19 protein-coding genes are annotated in these 22,967 nt (G+C 35.7%); 9 read left to right on the forward strand and 10 right to left on the reverse strand.

What is annotated here, in order from left to right; all coding sequences use genetic code 11:
- Positions 1–863, reverse strand: an 863-nt coding sequence (locus tag KIM67_RS15755) for a fibronectin type III domain-containing protein (protein WP_213832514.1), incomplete at its 3' end; no start/stop codon positions are given.
- A gap of 612 nt (positions 864–1,475) precedes the next feature.
- On the opposite strand from KIM67_RS15755, the gene KIM67_RS15760 reads away from it, so the two are divergent.
- From KIM67_RS15760 to KIM67_RS15800, 9 genes are all read left to right on the forward strand, one after another.
- On the forward strand, positions 1,476–2,537 hold the full coding sequence (locus tag KIM67_RS15760) for a GNAT family N-acetyltransferase (RefSeq protein ID WP_250149286.1): 1,062 nt from the start codon (positions 1,476–1,478) through the stop codon (positions 2,535–2,537).
- 415 nt (positions 2,538–2,952) lie between these two features.
- Entirely contained in the window at positions 2,953–4,176 is a 1,224-nt protein-coding gene (locus KIM67_RS15765; protein WP_250149287.1) for an MBOAT family protein, read from the forward strand.
- Positions 4,177–4,184: 8 nt separating this feature from the next.
- Positions 4,185–5,132 (forward strand): hypothetical protein, encoded by a 948-nt coding sequence (locus KIM67_RS15770; protein ID WP_213832516.1) that lies wholly within the window; start codon positions 4,185–4,187, stop codon positions 5,130–5,132.
- Positions 5,133–5,194: 62 nt separating this feature from the next.
- Positions 5,195–6,436, forward strand: coding sequence for a GNAT family N-acetyltransferase (locus KIM67_RS15775; protein WP_213832517.1), 1,242 nt, complete (start codon positions 5,195–5,197; stop codon positions 6,434–6,436).
- Between the two features lie 82 nt (positions 6,437–6,518).
- A complete protein-coding gene (locus KIM67_RS15780) occupies positions 6,519–7,475 on the forward strand; it encodes a GNAT family N-acetyltransferase (RefSeq protein WP_213832518.1) in 957 nt (318 codons plus the stop codon).
- Between the two features lie 23 nt (positions 7,476–7,498).
- Positions 7,499–8,710 carry a GNAT family N-acetyltransferase gene (locus tag KIM67_RS15785; protein ID WP_213832519.1) on the forward strand — a complete coding sequence of 404 codons (1,212 nt, stop codon included), beginning with the start codon at positions 7,499–7,501 and terminating at the stop codon, positions 8,708–8,710.
- 12 nt (positions 8,711–8,722) lie between these two features.
- Positions 8,723–9,892: a GNAT family N-acetyltransferase gene (locus KIM67_RS15790; protein WP_213832520.1), complete on the forward strand. Its 1,170-nt coding sequence runs from the start codon at positions 8,723–8,725 to the stop codon at positions 9,890–9,892.
- Between the two features lie 103 nt (positions 9,893–9,995).
- Positions 9,996–11,213, forward strand: coding sequence for a GNAT family N-acetyltransferase (locus KIM67_RS15795; protein WP_213832521.1), 1,218 nt, complete (start codon positions 9,996–9,998; stop codon positions 11,211–11,213).
- Between the two features lie 32 nt (positions 11,214–11,245).
- Positions 11,246–12,436 carry a GNAT family N-acetyltransferase gene (locus tag KIM67_RS15800; protein WP_213832522.1) on the forward strand — a complete coding sequence of 397 codons (1,191 nt, stop codon included), beginning with the start codon at positions 11,246–11,248 and terminating at the stop codon, positions 12,434–12,436.
- 82 nt (positions 12,437–12,518) lie between these two features.
- Here KIM67_RS15800 and KIM67_RS15805 read toward each other — a convergent pair whose 3' ends face one another.
- The 9 genes from KIM67_RS15805 to KIM67_RS15845 all read right to left on the reverse strand — a co-directional run bounded on the left by KIM67_RS15805 (position 12,519) and on the right by KIM67_RS15845 (position 22,944).
- On the reverse strand, positions 12,519–13,697 hold the full coding sequence (locus KIM67_RS15805) for an OmpA family protein (RefSeq protein ID WP_250149288.1): 1,179 nt from the start codon (positions 13,695–13,697) through the stop codon (positions 12,519–12,521).
- 118 nt (positions 13,698–13,815) lie between these two features.
- On the reverse strand, positions 13,816–14,277 hold the full coding sequence (locus KIM67_RS15810) for a hypothetical protein (RefSeq protein ID WP_213832523.1): 462 nt from the start codon (positions 14,275–14,277) through the stop codon (positions 13,816–13,818).
- Between the two features lie 10 nt (positions 14,278–14,287).
- Complete coding sequence (bshA, locus tag KIM67_RS15815; RefSeq protein ID WP_213832524.1) at positions 14,288–15,430, reverse strand: N-acetyl-alpha-D-glucosaminyl L-malate synthase BshA; 1,143 nt, start codon at positions 15,428–15,430, stop codon at positions 14,288–14,290.
- 27 nt (positions 15,431–15,457) lie between these two features.
- Positions 15,458–18,370, reverse strand: coding sequence for a glycoside hydrolase family 3 N-terminal domain-containing protein (locus KIM67_RS15820; protein ID WP_213832525.1), 2,913 nt, complete (start codon positions 18,368–18,370; stop codon positions 15,458–15,460).
- A 92-nt stretch (positions 18,371–18,462) separates the two neighbouring features.
- Positions 18,463–18,948 (reverse strand): ABC transporter ATPase, encoded by a 486-nt coding sequence (locus tag KIM67_RS15825; protein WP_213832526.1) that lies wholly within the window; start codon positions 18,946–18,948, stop codon positions 18,463–18,465.
- Positions 18,949–18,976: 28 nt separating this feature from the next.
- Positions 18,977–19,831: a LamG-like jellyroll fold domain-containing protein gene (locus KIM67_RS15830; protein WP_213832527.1), complete on the reverse strand. Its 855-nt coding sequence runs from the start codon at positions 19,829–19,831 to the stop codon at positions 18,977–18,979.
- Positions 19,832–19,846: 15 nt separating this feature from the next.
- Positions 19,847–20,638, reverse strand: a complete 792-nt coding sequence (locus KIM67_RS15835) for a (Fe-S)-binding protein (protein WP_213832528.1) — start codon at positions 20,636–20,638, stop codon at positions 19,847–19,849.
- Positions 20,639–20,649: 11 nt separating this feature from the next.
- On the reverse strand, positions 20,650–21,975 hold the full coding sequence (locus KIM67_RS15840) for a (Fe-S)-binding protein (protein WP_213832529.1): 1,326 nt from the start codon (positions 21,973–21,975) through the stop codon (positions 20,650–20,652).
- Positions 21,976–21,978: 3 nt separating this feature from the next.
- Positions 21,979–22,944, reverse strand: a complete 966-nt coding sequence (locus KIM67_RS15845; protein ID WP_213832530.1) for an MlaD family protein — start codon at positions 22,942–22,944, stop codon at positions 21,979–21,981.
- Positions 22,945–22,967 lie beyond the last annotated feature (23 nt).

The raw sequence follows: 22,967 nt of genomic DNA on the forward strand, positions 1-22,967 counted from the left end.
AGGTCCGTTGCCGTGGAAGTGGTGTTGGAGGACGTAAGGTCGGTCACCGCATTGGGTGCCTGTGTGTCCGAAGCAGCCAGGGTGTTCACGTTCTCCGTGTTGCTCACAGCCGAGGTGTTCCCCACCGCATCACGGGCGAAGACCGTGAAGGCGTATGCCGTACTTGGCGAAAGACCGGTCACGTTGAGCGTGGTCGCACCTCCCGTGCTGCCGATACTGATGCCGTCCTGGAAGACCTCATAGTCCGTCACACCAACGTTGTCCCCGGGATCGCTCCATGAAAGGTCCGTTGCCGTAGAAGTGGTGCTGGATGACGAAAGGTCGGTCACCGCATTGGGTGCCTGTGTGTCAGCTCCTATCGGTAAAATAGAAACATTATCTACAAAAATTGTATTTCCAGCCACACTTGAAGTAGATGAATTTCCTGTATAAATTCTTATCCTAGGTGAAGAGCTTGTCGCAGTCACATTGAACACATACTCCGTCCAATCGGTACTTGTTATTGGAGTTGTGGAAAATCCTGCTAATCCTCCCCAAACGGCAAATGCAGGAGAGGGCGTTGCAGAAACATACGGACCGATTCTTGCCCAAACACGTATGGTATATTGTTGCCCAACCGCAGCTGTAAACCTATAATCAACCAATCTACCATTTGTGGCCGTGGATGCTATACTTAAACTGAACCCTCCTAATTGCGGATTTACGGCACTTGAGGTAACTGTTGCACTACCGATCCAACCCGAAGTGGAGTTTGTTTCGTTTGCCACCGATGCTGCATTGGCATCATCATGCAAGTCTTGCGAAAATCCTATAGAAAGGATTCCTAAAGAAAATAAGAAAGTTGAAAGTAATTTTGATTTCATGGAATAAAGGATATTGGCTGGTTTCTGACATAAACACTGTATACACAAAATAACACTGTTTCTAAATCAAAATTAGGGCTATTGAAACCTACACAGAATTTTTATCTACGAACTGCAATAAATTACTATGAAATACATTGGTTTCAGGTTGTTAAATAATATCGCTACGACCTAGTCTTTATAAACCTTAATCGACAAATAGCATTCTATAAAAAATCCTTGTTCTTTCAAAGAAAGCATTTATACAAACGTAGATGCATATTCTGATTATATAAAAAGAACATTGAGTTTTAAACCTTTCCTTGAATTTATAAAAGTATGTCTGTATTATGGTTTACAAAACCAAGTCATATAAAAGCGGAAAGCTATTTAATCAATATATGCAGACTAAACCTTACACTAAAACGTTCAATACTAACATTCAAATAAGATTCTTGATATTAAAATGACAATTTCAGCTCAAATTATGTATAATGTCCACATGTGAAGAAAAGATAATAGCTTAGATTTGAAAAATTGTTGAAAGAATACATATTATTAGAATATCTGAATGAAGTCATCCGACTCTAGATAGTATTCTGTCCGATGGAAAGTTTTATAAAAACTTGTTTAATGGTTCCCTCAATGGTACACAAAGATAATTCTGTATTACAAGTTGTTACGGATAAAAATCAATGGCTGCATTTACTCAAAGAAGTTGGGGATTTTGATTTTTATCATACACATGATTACCATTCTCTATCGAAATTGGAGGAAGAAGAACCAAAACTGATTGTTTATAGAAATCAGGACAAAACAATTTTGTTGCCCCTGTTAATTAGACCAGTAAAAAATACTAAGTATTTTGATGCAACCTCGGTTTATGGATATGCCGGTCCACTGACCAAAAATATTACCAAGGAGTTTGACCCTAGGGATTTTCATTTAAAGTTGACTTCTTTTCTTAATGATGAAAATATTGTCAGTGTTTTCACCAGACTAAATCCATTTATTCCATATCAAAAACAGGTATTGAAAGAGCTAGGTAATATAGATGAATTAGGGAAGGTTGTGTATATAGATTTGATGCAAGAGGAATCTGACCAAATTTCTGGATACTCTAAAATCACAAAAAGGTATTTAAAAAAACTAGAGAAATTATGCTATGTCAAAAGAAGCAATCACCAAAAAGACATCCTAAAATTTGTAAATCTTTATTACGAAAATATGGATAGAGTGGATGCAGGGTCTGAATACTACTTTGAAGAAAGCTATTTTTTTAAACTTGTCAATAGTTCGGAGTTTCAAGCAGAATTAGTTTTTATACACATGAAAGATACCCACAAAGCCATAGCCGCTGCTATTATTGTGAAAACAAATGGTGCAATAGTACAATATCACATCTCTGGGACTTTGATGAAACATTTGAAGATAAGTCCCATAAGATTTCTTATACATAAAATGAGAATGAATAGTGTTGAAGAGAATTACCGTTTTTTTAATCTGGGAGGAGGTTTAGGTGGGCAAAATGATTCACTTTTTCAATTTAAATCCTCTTTCTCAAAAAACTATAGAAATTTTGGAGTATGGAAATTTGTTGTTGACCAAAACGTCTATAGCGATTTGTGTAAAAAAAATATTATGGGCGTAAACAAAAAAGTCAAAGACTTTTTCCCGCTTTACCGCGCCAAATAATCGAATTATTTACCATTCATTTATAACATCCAGCATATGAAAATCTATTTCTTAATATTTCTAAATACATATCAAACAACCTAACTTTAGCGCTTTTCAACCTATTTTAAAAGTGGATTATAGAAATTTAGGTAAGTTTACCTACAATTAATAATTTATTAAGCAGTATTTTAAAAATAAGCTCCCCAAAATGCTATTTAATTCTTTTGAATTTCTACTATTTTTTCCAGTCGTAGTTTTTGGTTTTTATCTAATTACATCTAAGTATAGATGGTTGTGGTTATTATCTGCCAGTTACTATTTTTACATGGTCCATGAACCAACTTTACTACTTTTGCTTTTAATTTCTACTTTAATCGATTTTTATTGCGGCCTTAAAATTGCGAATGTAAAGGAATCAATTAAAAAATGGTTTTTGGGCTTGAGTATCTTGGTAAATATTGGACTTTTATTCACTTTCAAGTATTTATCCTTTTTTACATCCTCAATAAGTCAAATATTCAATTACTTTGGTCTCGCTCCTGATCATGGTATGAACGCCGGGAGCTATTCAGTAAGTGATTTAATACTTCCAATTGGTATCTCTTTTTACACTTTTCAAACTCTCAGTTATTCTATTGACGTTTATAGAGGAACTATCGTTCCAGAAAAGCATTTGGGCCGTTTTGCTTTGTTTGTCGCTTTTTTCCCTCAACTTGTCGCTGGTCCTATAGAACGAGCTGGGAGGCTATTGCCTCAGTTTAAGGAAAGAATCATTGCTAATCCAGAGTCTATCAAAAAAGGGCTTATACTCATTGCTTGGGGGTTTTTCTTAAAAGTAGTTGTAGCGGATAGACTTGGAGTGTATGTGGACGGGGCCCATTCTGATCCAGAGTTATATCATGGACTACCTTTGTTGATCAGCACCTTTTTTTTTCCATTACAGCTCTATTACGATTTCTCTGCGTATACAGCTATCGCTATTGGGGTTGCCCATACAATGGGGTACAATTTGATGCATAACTTTAATAAACCTCTTTTTGCAACTTCTTCAGCTTCTTTTTGGAACAGATGGCATATTTCCTTTATGTTATGGTTAAAGGATTATCTGTATAAGCCTATGGGAGGGTATATAGTAAAGAAGCCGATACTAATCCGTAATGTCCTTATCATATTTTTCATTGTTGGACTTTGGCACGGCGCCAATTGGACTTTTGTGATCTGGGGACTCTTAAGTGCGTTCCTTTTAATCGTGGAAGCCGCAACAAGCCGTATTAGAAGAAAGGTTTTTAGTAGATTAGGAATAGCCAAAGGAATTGTAAACGTGGGAGGATGGATTATAACGATGTCATACCTCATGTTTTCATTGGTATTTTTTCGTTCACCTTCTATTGAGCATGCACTACTATATCTAGAAAATATGTTCTTGATTACAAACTTGCATATAAACATCTTAGGGAATTATTTTGAACTTGGTCTTTGTTTTTTACTGATTTTAAGCGTTCAATGGGTTCACTTCATAAAAGGAAACAACAGAATACATGAATTTGTAATAAATAAACCTTTGCTAAAAAGATGGACTCTCTATACGAGTTACATCATCATTATTGTCTTATTCGCAATTAATAGGCAGCATACATTTATCTATTTTCAATTTTAATTCCACTTATGAGAAAATTTCTAATTAACATAAGTGTCTTTTGTTTGGTGTTGATGGGATTCTATTCCTACTTTGTTCACAAACTTTCGCAAGGTTACGTAGATTGGTATTATAACAAGTTTACCCAAGAAGCCGGTGGTTTAATTATGGGGTTGTCCAGAGCTGACCAAGGAATTGCGCCTTATATTCTTGAAAAAGAGTTGGAGGAGTTCGATATGGGACAACCAATTGTAAACTTTGCAACCAATCAATCTTCTTTTGGTAAGGTATATTTAAATGCTATACAAAAAAAACTAAAAGGAACTTCCGATAATGGACTTTTCATACTTGCTATTTCCCCAGGTAGTTTTACTGCCCCCGAGGGTATGGGAGTGGAAAACATACTAAATTTTGATAAAAAAACTGTAATGGGTAAAATAAACAATTTTACCTCTGCCCCAAATTATGATTACATTACAAACTGTTATGCACAGCCTTTGTATAACGTCTTTTATCCAAATACCTGGCAGTATCATATGCCACATCTAAGTGGTTGGAATGAAGTCAAGGCCCAAACCGAATCCGACACTATAACGAAAAGCGATATTTCACATTGGAAATCACTTACGCTAAGAAAATATAGGCAAAAAATAAAAATTGAAAGAATCTCTCAATACCGAATAGATAGCTTTGTAGATATTATCCAGTATCTTAAAACCAAAGGAAAGGTTTTTGTAATACGGTTACCTGCCGATTCCGATATTATTGCTATGGAAGATGACTTGTGGGGGGAATTTGATAAAAAGTTTGACAGTATTTCAAAAAAGCATCAAGTACTTTACCTTAATTATTCTAAACTTCCAAATGAATACAAAACATACGATGGTTCACATTTGATTTCCAAAAGTGCCAAAAAATTCTCTTATAAGCTCTCTAGGGATATATCAAAAATATTGAAAGGTGAAGTCTACAAATAGACTTGTTTATTTGAGTATTTAATATGAGCTTTAAAAGTAGTAACTGAAAACCAAGCCCCAGTATGGAAAGTGATCTGTATTTGTCCGAACCATTTATATCAACTTGGATAACACATTTCAATAAAGGTGCGCCCAGTATTTCATTCGATTTTTTTGGTCCAGTTTCTTTTATAAAACACAATCTTCTGCCTCTATATTGGAATACAGGCAAAACCAATACAAAAGGAATATCATATACTCCATCACTCCCAAAGTCTAATGAGCATAAAGGGAAGGTTTTCTTAATTTACGATGTACACAAGGGAGTAGAATTAAAAAAGGACTTTAAAAAATATAGGATAAAAAGATTGGATAGTGAACAATATAGAGGCTATCTATGCGAATTATCCAGGCATTCAAGTTTAGAAAACTATATGTGTCATGCTATCAGCAAGAAAAGCAGGTACAAGTTCAGGTTGTATAGAAGAAAACTAGAATTATCCTTTAATATACACTATAAAATGTATTATGGAGATATTACAGAAAATGAATATGAGTTCATTTTTGACTGTTTCAAAAAATTGTTGGAAAAGCGGTTTCTGAATAAAAGGGTAAGAAACAATAATCTAAATCCAAAAGAATGGAGTTTTTACAAGAAGGTAACATTTCCAATGATTTTAAAAAAACAAGCGGCACTTTTTGTAGTATACGATGAGAAAAAACCAATAGCGATCACACTTCTTAATTTTTCAAAAAACACAGCCATTGATGTTATACGTACTTTTGATATTGATTATGCCAAGTTTAGGTTAGGAACAACAAGTCTTATGGGACAATTGCAGTGGTGCATAGCTCAAGGTTTCAAAACGCTCGATTTTTCTAAAGGCCATTTCGGTTATAAACAGAGATGGTCAACGAAGTCATATAATTTTGAATATCATATTTACTACGATTCGAATTCTTTTTTGGCTTCAATTCTTGCCCATACATTATATGCTTTGTTCAACGTAAAACAATTTCTAAGGAAGAACAACTTTTCCGAAATTTTTCATAAGGTAGCCTTTCGGATGCATAATAGAAACATCTCAAAACACAACGAAACTAACTATTACTTTAACGAGAGTCCAAAAAAATATAGGCAGGAGTCACTCTTGGCAATTAATCTTGAAGATAATGGCAACCCTGAACATAGATCTTTATTTTATGATTTTTTATATCGATATTCTGAAAGAAAAGCCGATGCAATGCCATATAGGATTATGGAAAAGCCAGGTCTATTTTTAATAAAGGGGAAAAAATCAACGGTGGAAGTGGTATTGACCTAAAATCTATTGGATTTTATATCCGCTTTAAGCAGAAAAATTTTAAAAATCAATAGACTCTCCACGAAATTGATGTTTAGTTTTAATGATAAGTAACCCTTTTTTAGTACATAAAGTCCAATTTGTTTTTGACCTTTTCTTGGAAAAGAAAACTACATCATTATATAATCCAAGACTTAAAAACCATCTTACCCAAAAGAGTGTTTTAACTGAAAACAGTTTTTTGAACATCATTAACAGTAAGGTCATCATAGTCAAGGACATACCTGATTATATAGAAGTCATCGGACAAGAAAGTCATTCGTATAAATGTAAAAAAGTACCTCAATATAAAGGTTTTTTAATCAATCTTTTAAGATACCAAGACATAAAGGATTATCTAATTGACAATCTGAACAAAAGAAATAGAAAAAATCTATTTTCCAAACGGAATAAACTTCATGGGGAATACCAAATAAGATACGAATGCTATCACAAAAAAATTGACAAGTTTGACTATGACTTAATTTTTGACCGTTTTTATATCCTCTTGGAACAACGTTTCCGCGAAAAGAAAGTGTATAATAGATATTTAATGGATTGGCAGAAACTCCACGAAGAAACTTATCAAAAAATTCTTAATGGTGATGCCTCGCTATATGTTATTTTCAATGAAAAGGAACCTATATCGATAACTTTGAACTTTCATTTGGGAGATATTGTTTTTAGTCATATACACACATATGACATTGAATATTCAAAGTATAATCTGGGAGACATCAATATGTTCGCGAATATAGAATGGTGTTTGGACAACAAAATTTCAATTTTTGACCTGTCAATGGGCAAAACATACAATAAGCAAAAATGGTGCAACTACGAATACCGTTTTATGTACCATGTTTATTATAACAGCGACTCACTGTTTGGTCGATTATCCTCCAGTATGGTTATGCTAAAATTGAAATTAATCCAATACCTAAGAAATAAAGGTATTGTTGGTAATTTGTTCCAGTTTGATAAATTGCGATATTGGATAAAACGTGGAACGCAACGATTGTAGTCGAGAAAACCATATAATGTATAATGCCAAAATCTAGTAAACCTAAATACAGAAGAAAAATCGATTTCCTTCATAGTTTTTTGGAAAAAAGGGACATGCCTCCGTTATACAAGGAAATTGAGAATTTATTGACTAAAAAAATAATATTCAGGACTACTGTTGAACTTAAAGAACAATCTGGCGGGCCATTTTGCATTCATGATTTCCCCAGTTATTTAAAGGCTACTGTAAATCAAAACGGGAAAAGTTGGAAACTAAATATCATCGACACCTACAAGGGGTCTACGATTCTTTTAAAGAATTACACAGGTTTAAAGGACTATTTAGAGCAAAACTTCAGTGCTAAGAAAAGATCACAGTTCAGAACTTACGAAAAACGTTTGGAAACTGCTTTTAATGTAGAGTATAAAACGTATTACGGAGAGATTACAGAAAAAGAGTTCACCACTATTTTTGATGAATTCCTTAAAATGATCACTCGCCGTTTTTCGCAAAAGGGCATGGAAAACGACGATTTAAAACGGTGGAGTGTGTATAAAGAAATCGCATTCCCCCTTATTAACAAAAAAGAGGCCGTTCTCTTTGTAATCTTTCATGATAAAAAGCCTATTAGTATTTGTATGAATATTATTTATGATAAAATTATATATGGGTATATTAGAAGCTATGACATTGACTACTCTAAGTTTTATTTAGGCTTTATTGACTTCATCAAACAACTGGAATGGTATTTTAAACATGATTTTGAAATCTTTGATTTACTGAAAGGACAATATGAATACAAAATGAAATGGGCAGATGGCTCGTACTGTTTTCAAAAACATATTATATATAATCCCAAATCGTTGTCAGGATTTATAAAAGGTATGTTCCTTTCAACATGGATAATGTCGTTTTATAACGTCGTAAGGCTTCTAAAAAGGCTCAAATTTGATTTGCTTTTTCATAAACTAATGGACTACAAAAGACTTATATCCGCTTACTTTTCGAAGCAAAAGTCACAGAATGAGCGAATGGTAATTTACCCATATATTGAATCTAATATAAATGAAATCTTAATTCCTATTCGGTTGGATGATCCAGAGTATGATTTCCTAAGGAAAACTGTTTATGATTTTCTGTATGCAAACCAAGAATCGTTGGACCATATCAAAATAGTGAAATTGTCAAGTAGTCCCAAATCATTTATTATAAAGAGTAAAAAAAAGTCCCATAGAATAGCATTCGAAATTTAATAGGTTATGGGGATGTCGTCCAAAATAAGAAGGGTAATATTTTTAAGAAGCTTTTTGAGCAAGTATGACCTTTCGCCTTTTTATGAACGGCTAACCGGATTTAGTGGGGAACTTTACAATAACCCTGCTAACAATTCAAATTTCAACAACAACGTATTCTTTGTAAAAGATATCCCTGGTTATCTTCAAGCATATCCTCCCAAAAATCTCAAACTAAAAACAATACCCACAGTTGAAGGTTATCTAATTCGTTTTGATCATTTCAATACTTTCGACGATTATCTAGACCAAAGCTTTAGCCCAAAAAGCAAATCCAATTTTAGGAGATATACGAACAGATTGGAAAAGTGTTTTGACATACGTTACAAAATGTATTATGGGAACATTACAAAAGCTGAATACCATCATTTGTTCGATGTGCTAAAGGATTTGTTGGTTCGTAGATTTCAACAAAAAAAAGAAGCAAACTATGAGCTAGAACATCTAGGCGAGTTCCGTGCGGTTTTATTCGATTTGATTAGGAATAAAAAGGCCAATCTATTTGTGATTTATGACAAACACAGACCAATAAGCATAAGGATCAACATGAGATATAAAAATATCGCCTACTATATACTTAGCTCTTATGATATTGATTATGCTAAATTCCATTTGGGTTCCATCGAAATGTTGAAAAACGCAGAATGGTTTTATCAACAAGAATTTGAAGCGTATGACTTATTAAAGGGGTATGGCTATTATAAAAAAAAATGGGCGACTCATACGTATTACTGTGAAAATCATATTATTTATGATACGAAATCAATAAACTCTAGAATATTATCTTCATTTTTGATTGTATCGGGTTCGGCGTATCAACGATTGATCAAAACATTAAAATCCCTTAAGTTAGATGCACCCTATAAAAAACTCAAAAAGCACCTATTTACTTTACTTCATCAAAAAAATTCCCAAAAACCAACTTTGGTCAGTATCAACTATCTACCCATAGAACATGACTCACTCTCCCCTATCGATATAGAAAATGACAGCAACTATTCCTTTTTAAGAAAAACAGTCAACGATTTTTTATTTATCACCCAAGAATCCTTTGATGATATTACAATATACAAGTCTGAAAAAAAGCCATTTTATTTTCAAATTAGGGGAAAATCGAACGTAAAGACTTTAATGATACAATGACTTGGTTCATGTATCGAATTTTAGGCCATCATATGGAAAAATCTAATGAAATCCGCTACTTTGCGGTTACCTTTGGATTATCTTTTTACAAACCCAACAAGATATGAGGTTTCTGAAGAAAGCAAAATATGTTCGACTTTGCTACTTTTTCGATTTTTTCCTAGAAGGTAACGACTTTCCTTCATTTTACCGAAAAATTACCGAAGTACTTTCAAAGAAAGTAGTCTATACTTCTCAAAATAAAGAAGTGCCAGAATTTGAAAACAAGGCCTATTCCATCTATGATATGCCAGATTATTTCAAAACGGAAATCGAATCAAAGGATAGCTCAATTAGTATACTGGACATTCCTTTATATACTGGCTATTTAATCAATCTCAATTCCTATAAAGATTTTGAGGACTATATGGACACTAAAGTTCGCAAGGCCCGTTGCTCCCAATTACGTAGATACCGCAAAAGGTTGGATTTGTGTATCAGACCGGTATACAAGATTTATTATGGGCAAATTGAAAAGGAAGAATATAACCGTCTTTTTAATACACTCTTAAAGATGACGGAAAGGCGATTTATCCAAAAAAAGGAAAGGAACTTCGAATTGCCCTTTTTAGAAACATATCGTGCAACGATGTATCCGTTGATTTTGGAGAAAAAAGCCAGCATCTTTGTAATCTATGATGGGGAGAAACCGATAAACATATCATTGAACTTTATTGATGAACATATTATTTTTCATTGGAACAGTTGCTATGACATTGACTACTGCATGTTTAACCTTGGACATATAAATATGGTCAACCATGTAAAATGGGCATATGAGAACAATTTTAAGCTCTTTGACATGGGAAGAGGAGATTTTTTCCATAAAAGAAAATGGGTTGACCAGACATATATTTATGAAGAGCAACTTATTTATGATTCCAAATCCTTACATGCCATGATCTTGGTATATGTAAGGCTCGCCTTCCTAAAACTAAGGTATAGTGTTATACAGGTTCTTAAGAAACTAAAATTTCATTTATGGTATGGGAAATTTATAAAATACCGTTACCGCAACTCACATGAGTTCAAAAATCTTGTAAGAAAAGAGGAAGTAAGAATAATTGATGATAATTTTAAAATGCCTTCAATAAATAAATTAAAGCGAATACCAATCGACAATATTCAGGACTCTTTCATAATAAATTCCATAAACTATTTCATTCATAAAAATCAAGAATATGTACAAGAAATAGAGGTTTACTTAGAATTAAAAAACCCCAGTTGTTATTATCTAAAAAGCAATAAAAGAATACAAAAGGTTTTAATAACCTCAATTTGAAACTGTCTTAAGATGGATAGCCGATAAATTTCATGAAAAATCTAGAATTCTTTTCTTATCTAATAAAGACAAAAAAGGTCTCAGAAATCTGTTCAGAGATCCTTTATTTAGGAGAACAAGTTAGCTTAGGAAATATCGATACCCAAACGAGCGATCCATACTCCAAATCTGTCCATTCCTTGAGATTGACCCCTAGTTACTTTAAGTTCAACCTTAGGAACAAAGAATATAGGACAAAGGCCATTGCCCAACAAAATTGGGGCTATTCCGTTTTTCTGAATTCAGTTAAAACAATCGATGAGTATTTGGATTTTCAGTTTAAATCGAAGTATCGAAGTATCATTCGAAGGTACGTGAGACGACTGGAAACTTGTTTCAACATTGAATATCGACTTTATCATACAAAAATTGAAAAGGACGAATATTACTTCTTAATGGAGGCATTGTATAATATGCTCACCAAGAGATTCAAACAGCGTGATGAGATTCACAAAAATATAGGCGAGTGGGATGACATTTTGGAGCGAACATTGCCACTTATCATTTCTGGGAAAGCATCTTTGTTTGTAATCTATAATGGTGATGAGCCTATTGAAATATCACTCAATTATCATTTTGATAAAATTCTTTTTAGCACTATTTCTTCTTATGATATTGATTATTCCAAATTTGGTTTAGGGCATGTGGAAATATACAAGCAACTCGAATGGTGCTTAAAAAACGATTACATTTTATTTGAAATGGGAGTTGGCGGAATGGACTATAAGCGAAGATGGTCAAATAACATCTATAATTATGAACATAGAATAGTATATAAGAAACCTTCCTTAGGTGTAAATCTACAAGCTGCATTCGAAATAAATAAAATAAGGCTTAAAGAATACTTAAAGACTAAAAAACTGAACACATTGAGAGACAGGTTTTTTGAATTGGCTAAAAAGAATCGCAGCACAACCTTGTTAAACAATCCTGATTTTGGTATATCCAAAATAAAAGATTCGGAAAGTAGCACACTGATTAAAAATCTATTGCAAGTTGATTTTAAATCAACCGATTATTCATTTCTAAAAAAGTATGTAAATGATTTCCTATATTCAACAGAAGAACATGTTTTCGATGTGAAAGCTTTCAAGGTTATTAACAAAGATATTTTTCTTATCAAAGGGAAAAATTATTCACAAAAAATCATGAAAGAAACTGAGCGAAAATCAATAAGATTTTAAAAGTCACATGTTCTTTCTATTTCAAATATTCAGATTTCAACTTCAACGAATTTATTATATTTATCAATTGTTTAAGGGTCGATCAAAAAGCCACTATTGTGATTTCCGAACGCCTGTTATGACTGTGCTTTTCTTCTGAACAAGGGGTGGCATCATCACATTCGTTCACCAATTTAGATTCCCCAAAAGCTCCAGACTTTATTCGTTCTTCAGGTATTCCTTTGGATATGACATAATCCACTGTGCGTTTAGCCCTTCGTTCCGATAGCCATTGATTGTATTCATTTGTTCCCCTGGAATCGGTATGAGCGCCAATTTGAACTATCAATGTTGGCGTGTTCTCCAAAATCTCAACAAGCTTGTCCAAAAGCATTTTGTCGTTCTTGGTCAAATAGGATGAGTTTAGTTTAAAATATACACTGCCCAATTTTTCAATTTCGTTCATGATTTTTGAACGTTCGGCGTCTTCGGCTGCTTTTCTTGCTTTTTCTTCGGCTGCTAGCCGTGCTGCTTCTTTTTCTTGTTCCAACTGCTCAGCTAATCGTCTAGCTCGCTCATCTGCTTCCTGTTTGGCATCAATAGAATCTTTAACACGTTGTTGTTGCGCTTCTACCTCTTTTAAGTAAGCAAGCTTTTCTTCTCCCTTTCTGGAAAGTCCTTTTTCAACGTTGAAGCGGTAAGCCACACCAACTGCGTGTTGTACATGGTTCGTAGAATTTTCAGTGTTCATGGTCCACTTACCCGTAGAATTGAAATCTAATCCCCAATGGTCGGAAAACCAAGTCCTAAACCCCACAATGGCATTATACGTCCCCCTACCTTGATTATTTGCATCGGTATATCCTGCCCCAATACCCACGTATGGATCAAAAAAACCAGTATCTCCCAATATTTTATTCAAATCATAGCTTACCCTAAAATCCAATCCAAAATAATCCACGTCCTCCGTAGCGATAATATCGTCAACTACTTTTCCTTCGTTGTACCTGTTATAACTTCCAATGGCTTCTAAGCCCAAGCCATTTTTAAAGTACCGTCCTACACTTATTCTTGATGGGTAGGGAACAGTATTCCATCCTTCCTCAAAGTCAAAAAGCTCTCTAAATTCATCGCCCGAGTCATCAACAAAATTGGTTCCCAATGTAACCATCCAAAAGCTTTCAGCTACACTATCTTTTTTGGTAAGTTGTAACTCTTGAGCGGTTAGAACAGACATAAACAAAAACGACAACAGCAAAATAATTGGTTTTGCGGCTTTCATAATTAGTGATTTGAGGATTATCCCAACAAAATTAATTCTAGCTTATGTAACCCTATGCTTTATACTTTCAAGTGCTGCAATTATCGATGAGTGGACAAAAACAGAGGCTTTATAGACTTTAAAATTCTGTTTTTTCGAAAGATACCGGTTTTAGAACAGTAGGTGTTTTATAGAGATAAAAAGGATATGTAATAATTTCAGATGTAGATTTATTCTTTTGATAATCAGGTATTTTCACAGTGATTATCATTTTATCTTCAGGTGTTTCCGTTTTCGACAAAACCGGAAGTCCCCCTCCTTTCTGCTCGCCCATACATATGATGACGACCATGTTTTGGGAAAAATCTATAGTTGGTACAGGAAGTCCAGGTTTTCTGGTTCTATTGATTTTTGAATAGAATTTATTCAAAGATTTGGTATCCTTTATCACCATTGCATCATATTCTAAGATACCACTATAGTTGTCCTGATCTATCAAAACAATATCAGCATCTTGTTCAGATGATTCTGCCGTACCTGCATTTTGCGCTTTGCAAGAAACCAACGAAACGAGAATGTACAGTAAGAGAAACCTTTTCATGACAATCAATCTAATAGGAATTCTTAAATCTAGACTTATAGGCCTTCTCATAGACCTCTTCGTACAAGGGTAAAATGTTAAGGATATCAAACTTAGAAGCTACCTCGTAAGCATTTTCCTTAAACTCATTTAATATATCATCATCCTTTAAAACATATAAAGCTTTTGAGGCCATTTCGGTAACGTCGCCCACATCTGCAAGAAATCCAGAAACCCCTTGCTTGTTAACTTCTGGGATTCCACCTGTATTACTTGAAATCACAGGAACCCTATTGATCATAGCCTCAAGAGCTGCTAAACCAAAACTTTCTGATTTTGATGGTAACAGGAATAAGTCCGAAAAACACAAAATCCTATCGATTTCATTGCTATTGCCCAAGAATATAACTTTACTTTTTATCCCCAAATCATCACAGAGCTTCTCGGCCATCTCCTTCTCGGGTCCCTCGCCTACCATGATTAGTTTTGCCGGAATCTCTTTTTGGATACGGTCAAAAACATGGATCACATCCGGTATATGCTTTACTTTTCTAAAGTTACTGATATGGGTTACTATCCGCTCATCATCATCGGCCATCAAAGAGCGTTGACAATCGGTATATTCCGTACTGTATTTTGTTGTATCAATAAAATTGGGAATGACCTCTATTTCTTTTTGGATATCAAAAATATTCAAAGTGCTTTGTTTCAGGTTTTCCGAAACCGATGTGACCACATCAGATTTATTAATACTGAACGTAACCGCTGGCTTATAGAAAGGATGTTTTCCAACCAATGTTATATCGGTACCGTGCAGTGTTGTGATCATAGGAATGTAGATACCTTCTTCCAATAACATCTTTTTGGCCATGTACCCTGCATAAGCATGCGGAATAGCGTAATGTACATGCAAAAGCTCTATTCCAAAAAGCTTTATGGTATCCACCAATTTACTGGATAGTGCCAACTCATAAGGTTGGTACCTAAAAAGCGGATATTCTGGAACATTGACCTCGTGAAAGTGGATATTGTTGTTTAAAAGGTCTAGACGCACTGGCTGTTTATAGGTAATGAAGTGGACTTCATGCCCTCTTTCCGCCAAAGCTATGCCCAATTCCGTGGCTACAACACCACTGCCACCAAAGGTTGGATAACAAACTATTGCTATTTTCATATTCACAAATCTAATGTAATTTACGATCTATTCTATAATGGCATCATAAATGGCCTGCTGGATTCTTGTTCGCAATCCAGATTTGACCAAGAGTCTGTTCGTAGCGGATGGATAGGTTCTATTGGACAGAAACACATATACCAATTCTTCCTCAGGGTCCGCCCAGGTATAGGTTCCTGTGAAACCACTATGCCCAAAACTCTTTCTAGAGACACATCCGCAGGTTGGGCCTTTTTCCTTTAACTGGGGCTTGTCAAAACCTACTCCCCGCCTTACATCTTTATGACAAAAATAACAGGTGTTGAATTTTTTTATCGTTCGCTCATCAAAAAAACGATGACCGCCATAGTAGCCCCCTTGCAAATACATCTGCATAATCTTGACCACATCATTGGCATTGCTGAAAAGGCCAGCATGTCCACCTACGCCACCTTGCATTGCTGCTCCCATATCGTGCACATATCCCTGAACAGTTTGGTAGCGATAGTAAGTATCTTCCTCAGAAGGTACTATTTCATCCTTACTAAATTTATTTAATGGGTTAAAGGATGTACGTTGCAAACCCAAAGGACCATATAAAAAATCATTCACCAACTCATCTATGGGTTTATCATAAGCCTCTTCAATATATTTTTTGAACACATAATAGGCTACATCGCTATAGCGGTAACGATTGGACTTTAACGACTGCCTTCCTATCCTATTGTAAATGGAATCTTTGTAAGCATCGGTTATATATAGATTTTCAGCCACTTTATTAGAAAATCCGTCCGTAGGTTTGGTCCTATAAAATTGTGATGAAGGCTTTCTTTCCTTGTTCAAAGTGCTTATGTAAAAAGCAATCCAAGCAGGAAGTCGACCATAATGCGACAGTGCCTTTAGTACGGTTACATCTTTTAACTCCGAATCTTCGTACTCGGGTATTAGTTCTTCAAAAGTATTGTTCAGTGCAATTTTACCCTCCTCTTCCATTTTCATGATCATAGGCAATGTCGAAAGAATTTTGGTCAAGGAGGCCAAATCATAAATATGTGACTCCTGAATCCCCGCTGTTGCTGTATAGGTGGGCTTACCAAAGCTTTTGTTGTAAATAACCTTCCCCTTTTTCGCTATCAGTATCTGAGCTCCCGGAAACATTAAAGAATCAAGTCCAATTTTGACCAGACTATCAACTGTTGCCAATTTACTGGAATTGAGCCCTACCCGTTCTGGGATACTATAGCCCAACCGCTGAAGCGATTTTAGTTTTGTTCCTGTATGCACTGGAAATTCTTCATGGGCAGAAACGGGGAGTTTTCCGTTTGCACCAATGGCACCAAAGATTGTTTCCGCTGCTTTTTCCTGTGCTATTGCACTGTTTTGATACGCTATAACTACTCCATCGATAGTTTTGAAATTAAGGACATCTAAAAGTGCATAAGGTTTCGCAAACAAGGAGAGTATGGTGTTGCTGGTCCGTAGTCTAGAAATCTCTTGCAACCAAAAAAGTTCATTTTCAGAAAATTTATAGCCTTTCCAAGGGCTTTTGTTGCTTTTATGAAGCCCAATAATCACTAAATTAAAATCAGCGAGCTTGTTTCTATACCCCGCCACATCTTTAGCATTAATTTGAGTTACTTTGGCATATTTTGATAATGTTTCAAAAAATACTTCGCCAGAGTCATCACCAAACTTTACATAGGCAATCTTCTTGTTTTCCAGTTTTTTTATTGGGAGCAACGAAAAATTGTTCTTTGCAACCGTGATTGCATTTTCAATGGCTTCTTCATAGATAATATCATTTTCCAAACTGTTTAAATCTTCATAAAGATTTTCCAATTGTATAGGCTTGTAATTATACAATCCCGATTTATACTTGGCCATCAATATTTTCTTGACCGATGCAGACAGGCGCTCCTCGGTAATGACTCCCGTATTATATGCTTCTATGAGTTTTTCCTTTGCTTTTATGACATTTTCAGGCATGAGTAACATATCGTTTCCTGCAAGGAAAGCCTCAAGTTCTACTTCTCCTTCATTTGCAAATTGTGAGACAGCTTTCATATTCAGTGCATCTGTAAAGACAAGCCCGCTAAAGCATAGCTCTTCTTTAAGAAGTCCAGAAACTATATCCTTTGAAAGTGATGATGGATGCCCTTCCCTACTTTCAAGGTTAGGCACATCTAAATGTGCTACCATAACGGTACTTATTCCACTTTCTATCAATTTTTTGAACGGATACAATTCTATGGAATCCAACTGTTCTTTTGTCGAATTGATAATTGGCAAGGCTTTATGGGAATCTGTCGCCGTATCGCCATGACCGGGAAAATGCTTCCCACATGATAAAACACCTGCCTTTTCCATTCCTTTCATAAAAGCGATTCCCTTCTGGGTCACGTTTACAGGATCTTCCCCAAAAGAACGGTTGCCAATAATCGGGTTTTGGGGATTGTTGTTGACATCGATGTCCGGTGCAAAATTGATATGGACACCTAGCCTTTTGGCATGTTGTCCAATTTGAAAACCAACTTTTTCAACGATGGCACTATCCTGAATGGCACCCAAGGTCATGTTCCATGGAAAGGCATATGTTGAATCTAAACGCATGGCAAGGCCCCATTCGGCATCCATTCCAATCAATAAGGGTATTTTAGAATCAGACTGGTAAGCATTAGTGAGTTTCGCTTGACGATTTGGGCCTCCTTTTGAAAAAATAACTCCCCCTAAGTGCTGTTCTTTAATGAGCTTCGATATCTTGTCCGTTGAAGCCTTATCTTGATTTGAGGCAACATTCACCATGAAAAGCTGACCGATGCGCTCGTTCAACGACATGTTTCTATATTGGGTCTCTACCCAACTGGACTGTGCAAGGGAATCAGAAACAATTAAAGGGTCGTTTTGACCTTGAATTTTAAAAAAAAGAAAAAAGAAAAGGGGGAAGTAAAAATTTATGCGCATAAATATCTTGTCTAAGACATCAACTTAATGCTGCTAAAAATATTGCTTTTCATCGAAGAAAGCATGGTAATTAAGATAATTTAAGGGATATTTTACGAAACAAACCTTGAATGCCAACTCTCACTGGCAGGAACTTCCCAATGTTCTAGATATTCAAGTTTATTGGCCACCAGGTTATTAAATACAATGGTATTACTGGAAATTGCTTTTTCCCTGGCCATTTTTTTAAAATCTTTCAAGGACTTATAAGTAATGTACTCGCCCTGCTTGAACGATACATTCATCCTATCCAAAAGTGTCACATCATATTGTTGTTCCAACCCCTGAATAAAATGAACGGAAGCGTCAATAGAGCAACCAGATGCTCCAGTATTCGACTGATCTAGTGCTATAATTATAAATCTTTTGTACTTAATCTCAAATCCTGCTTCCAATTGGCTACCATGGGCTGTCCATTCTGTAATAAACCGCCCCATTTTTTCTTGAATTTCTTCAAGTTCAGCATCTCTAAAGCTTCTATTGGATTGGTAAATCCAAATTCTGGAATCGTCGGGAAGTTTATCAAAAGGGACTAACATAAAAACGTTTTAATTATGTGTTCTAAAATTATTTTAAAAGGGATTTTAAACCGTCTTTCGCATTATAAATACGTTCAACTTCATCGGTATTCAACGGTCTGTTAAATACGGAAAGTTCGTCAAACAAACCAATATAGCTAAGTCCTAATAGGATATTTGCCTTTTCTTCATCCCAAGTAAAAGGGTCTTTTATTGGAGGAACTTTTCCTTTACTTTCTCCATTAACAAACAGTTCCGAACTTCCATTTTCAGTATTCAATCCTGAAAAGTTAATAACTATATGTGTCCATTCACCTCTTTTAAAAGGAGGCTGTTTTACGGGAACCAATCGTCTTAAATAATCAAGATTCTCATCTGGACCTAGTTTTTTAGGATTCCATACTTCTATGTCGCCCAATACTCCCAAACGAAAATCTCTTGGATTCTCTTTGGTAAAATCCACCCAAAGTGCTGCATCGTTGTAATTGACATCGGTTATTTGAATAGGATCACAATAGCCAGGTTCCAAATCTTTAGCTGGATCTAGTTGCAACCAAAATGACACAGCGCCGTTCCAATTTTCTTTGGAATACCCCATATTTTCCGCTGCTTTGAAAAAAGTAACCATTCTACTCCTTTTCTTGAAATCCAAAGCATCTCCAGACAGACCTACTCCCTTGGCCAAAACCACATCTGGATTCAAAAGACCAGGTTTTGCATCCTGCATATTCTTTCTAAGTTCGGCAGTATAAATAGCATTGTCGCCTACTGCAATATCTGCAGATGTACCTTCATCAAAGGAGGCATAGAACAAAAGATCATCCTTTAACTTGTCTTCTGCGATAAATGCAACTAGCAAAATAAAAGAAGAAAGTAGCAATGTGTATTTGAAAAAGTGTTTCATTTTGATGGATATCTATTATAAATCTTCTGCACTGGCTATAAGCTCCGCCACATCCATAACTTTGATGCTGGCTTCTTTTTCTTTGTTCTTAACACCGTCCGTCATCATGGTATTACAAAATGGGCAAGCAGCGGCTATTATTTCGGGTTGTGTCTCTAGTGCTTGTTCGGTTCGCTCTATATTCACTTCTTTATCTCCCGCTTCCGCTTCTTTGAACATTTGAGCTCCACCGGCACCGCAGCATAATCCACGCTTCCGACAGTTTTTCATTTCGACCAATTCCGCATCCAATTTTTGAATAAGTTCACGGGGAGCTTCAAACACATCGTTGGCCCTACCTAAATAGCATGGGTCATGAAATGTGATCCGTTTTCCTTTATAAGTACCTCCTTCTAGAGAAATTTTTCCTTCATCAAGCAACTGCTTCAAAAATTGGGTGTGATGTATCACCTCATAGTCCCCCCCTAATCCTGGGTATTCATTTTTAATGGTATTGAAGCAATGTGGGCAAGCCGTAACCACTTTTTTAACTTCGTAAGCATTCATAACCTCAATATTGGTAACTGCTTGCATTTGAAACAAAAACTCATTTCCCGCCCTTTTAGCTGGATCACCTGTACAACTTTCTTCGGTACCCAATACTGCAAAGCTCACATTGGCCTTATTCAATATTTTCACAAAAGCCTTCGTAATTTTCTTTGCCCTATCATCAAAACTTCCTGCACAACCGACCCAAAATAGCACTTCGGGCTGTTTTCCTTCAGCAAAAAGCGAAGCCATGGTGGGTACGTTCATTTCATTTGCCATTTAATTTCTCTTTAAGATTCTTGCGTCCAGTTTAGTCGGTCCATTTGGTTAAAAGGCCATGGGGCTCCATTATTTTCCAAATTCCCCATCATATTGTTAAGATCAGATGGCGCCGCGGACTGCTCCATTACTAAAAACCTTCTCATTTCAACTATAATGGACAATGGATCTATACTTACGGGACATGCTTCTACACATGCATTACATGTGGTACATGCCCACAATTCCTCTTGGGTGATATAGTCGTTCAACAATTGTTTTCCATCAGAAACAAACTCTCCATTATTGGCGTCGATGTTTTTCCCAACTTCCTCTAGCCTGTCACGGGTATCCATCATTATTTTTCTGGGAGAAAGCTTTTTCCCAGTTTGGTTTGCAGGACATTCCGAAGTACATCTACCACACTCGGTACAAGTATATGCATTGAGCAACTGTACCCAGTTTAAATCCATCACATCTGAAGCCCCAAATTTTTCAGGGTCTGCAGTATCTTCAGCTGGAGCGGCAAAAGGGTCAGCCGTGGGATCCATCATCAATTTTACCTCATTGGTCACTGCTTCAACATTATCAATCTCTCCTTTAGGCTTCAACTTCCCATAATAGGTGTTTGGAAATGCCAATAAAATATGAAGGTGTTTGGAATAATACAGGTAATTCAAAAAGGCCAATATCCCCAGAATATGAAGCCACCATGCAGTACGCTCCACTAAAACCAAACTTGAAATTGACATACCATCAAAAAGTGGTGCGATAAACTGACTAATTGGAAAAGCACCAGCCTTCGTGTAATGCTCAGCATTCATTTGCTGTAATTGAAAATCAGCAGCGTTCATGGTCAAGAATAAAAACATGAGTACCAATTCAATATATAGAATAAGGTTCCCATCTTTTTTAGGCCAGCCTTCCATTTCTGGTTTTAGGAACCTTTTTAATTTGATAACGTTTCTTCTAATCCAAAAAACCACAACAGCTACAATAACCAAGAAAGCCAAAACTTCAAAAGAGCCTATCAAGAAATTATACAGTGCTCCCAATGGAGCAAATACCCTGTGCGTTCCCAATAGTCCGTCGATAATAATTTCTAAGACCTCAATATTTATAATGATAAATCCAACATACACGATGATATGCATGAGTCCTGCTATTGGGCGAACTACCATTTTTGTCTGACCTAAAGCAATTTTTGCCATGTTGGTCCAACGTTGTGATTTATTATCGTTTACCTCAACCGCTTTTCCCAGCTTAATGTTTCTAGAGAGCCTTTTTACATTTCTAGAAAAAAAACCTATCCCCGCAATAAGGGCGAGTGCAAAAAGTATGTTGGGCAAATACTCCATAGTTTAGTTTTGATTTTGTGCGGCAGGATCATCCTCGGGAAGTTCGTATTCCTTTTGTTTCTTTCCAAAAACAGATACGTTGACATATCTTTTAGGATTTAACCTGAAATCCTGTAACAAAAGATCTAACTCTCTTGAGGCTGCATTAAGATTATCGTATAATTTTTCGTCTTGGGTAAGTTTTCCCAAAGAACCTTCACCTTTTTCAATTTTTCCTAGGACACTATTTAATCTTTCCACGGTGGTTTGAAAATTAGTAACCGTTTCCGATAAACCTGCATTTGCCAGAGAATCTGAAAGTTTAGAAAAATTGGTAGTGATGTTATCCACATTTTTCAATGAATTGTCCAACTGCTCTGTGTTATTGTCCAACAAGGTATTCAACTTGTCCGCACTTCCTTTAAAACTAGAGACCAATTCATTGAGTCCAGCTATACTTTGTTTCAATTCAAATCTAGTTTTCTCGTCCAATATATAATTAAATTTGAGTAAAAGTGAATCTGCATGGGAAACCGCTCCTTCGACCTTCATCTGCAAGGGTGTCAACTTTTGTTGTACCAATTCAGTAAGACCTGGTTTGGTCTCTGTTGCAAGAGTATCCCCAGACTTCACTATAGGGGCACCATCAAATACCGGTTTAATTTGAATTCCTTTTCCTCCAATGATACCAGTGTCATATAACTCCGCACGACTGTTCGAAGAAAATTCAAAATCATTGCCGATAGAGAGTGTAACGAGTAATTTACCGGAGTCATCCTTGAAACGGATATCGGTTATATTTCCAACAGCAAATCCGTTTATAGATACTTGAGTTCCTGGCTGCAGTCCTCCGACATTGTCATAAACTGCATAGATAATCTTAGTGTCTTCAAAAAACGATGAGGATTTTAGATAACTTAATCCAAAAATTACTGCGAGTATTCCTGCGATCACTATAATCCCAGTTTTAATTTCCCTGGTTAGTTTCAAAAGACTCAGTTTATGATTTAAAC

The organism is Flagellimonas sp. 389 (assembly GCF_018449435.1).
Lineage (GTDB): Bacteria > Bacteroidota > Bacteroidia > Flavobacteriales > Flavobacteriaceae > Flagellimonas.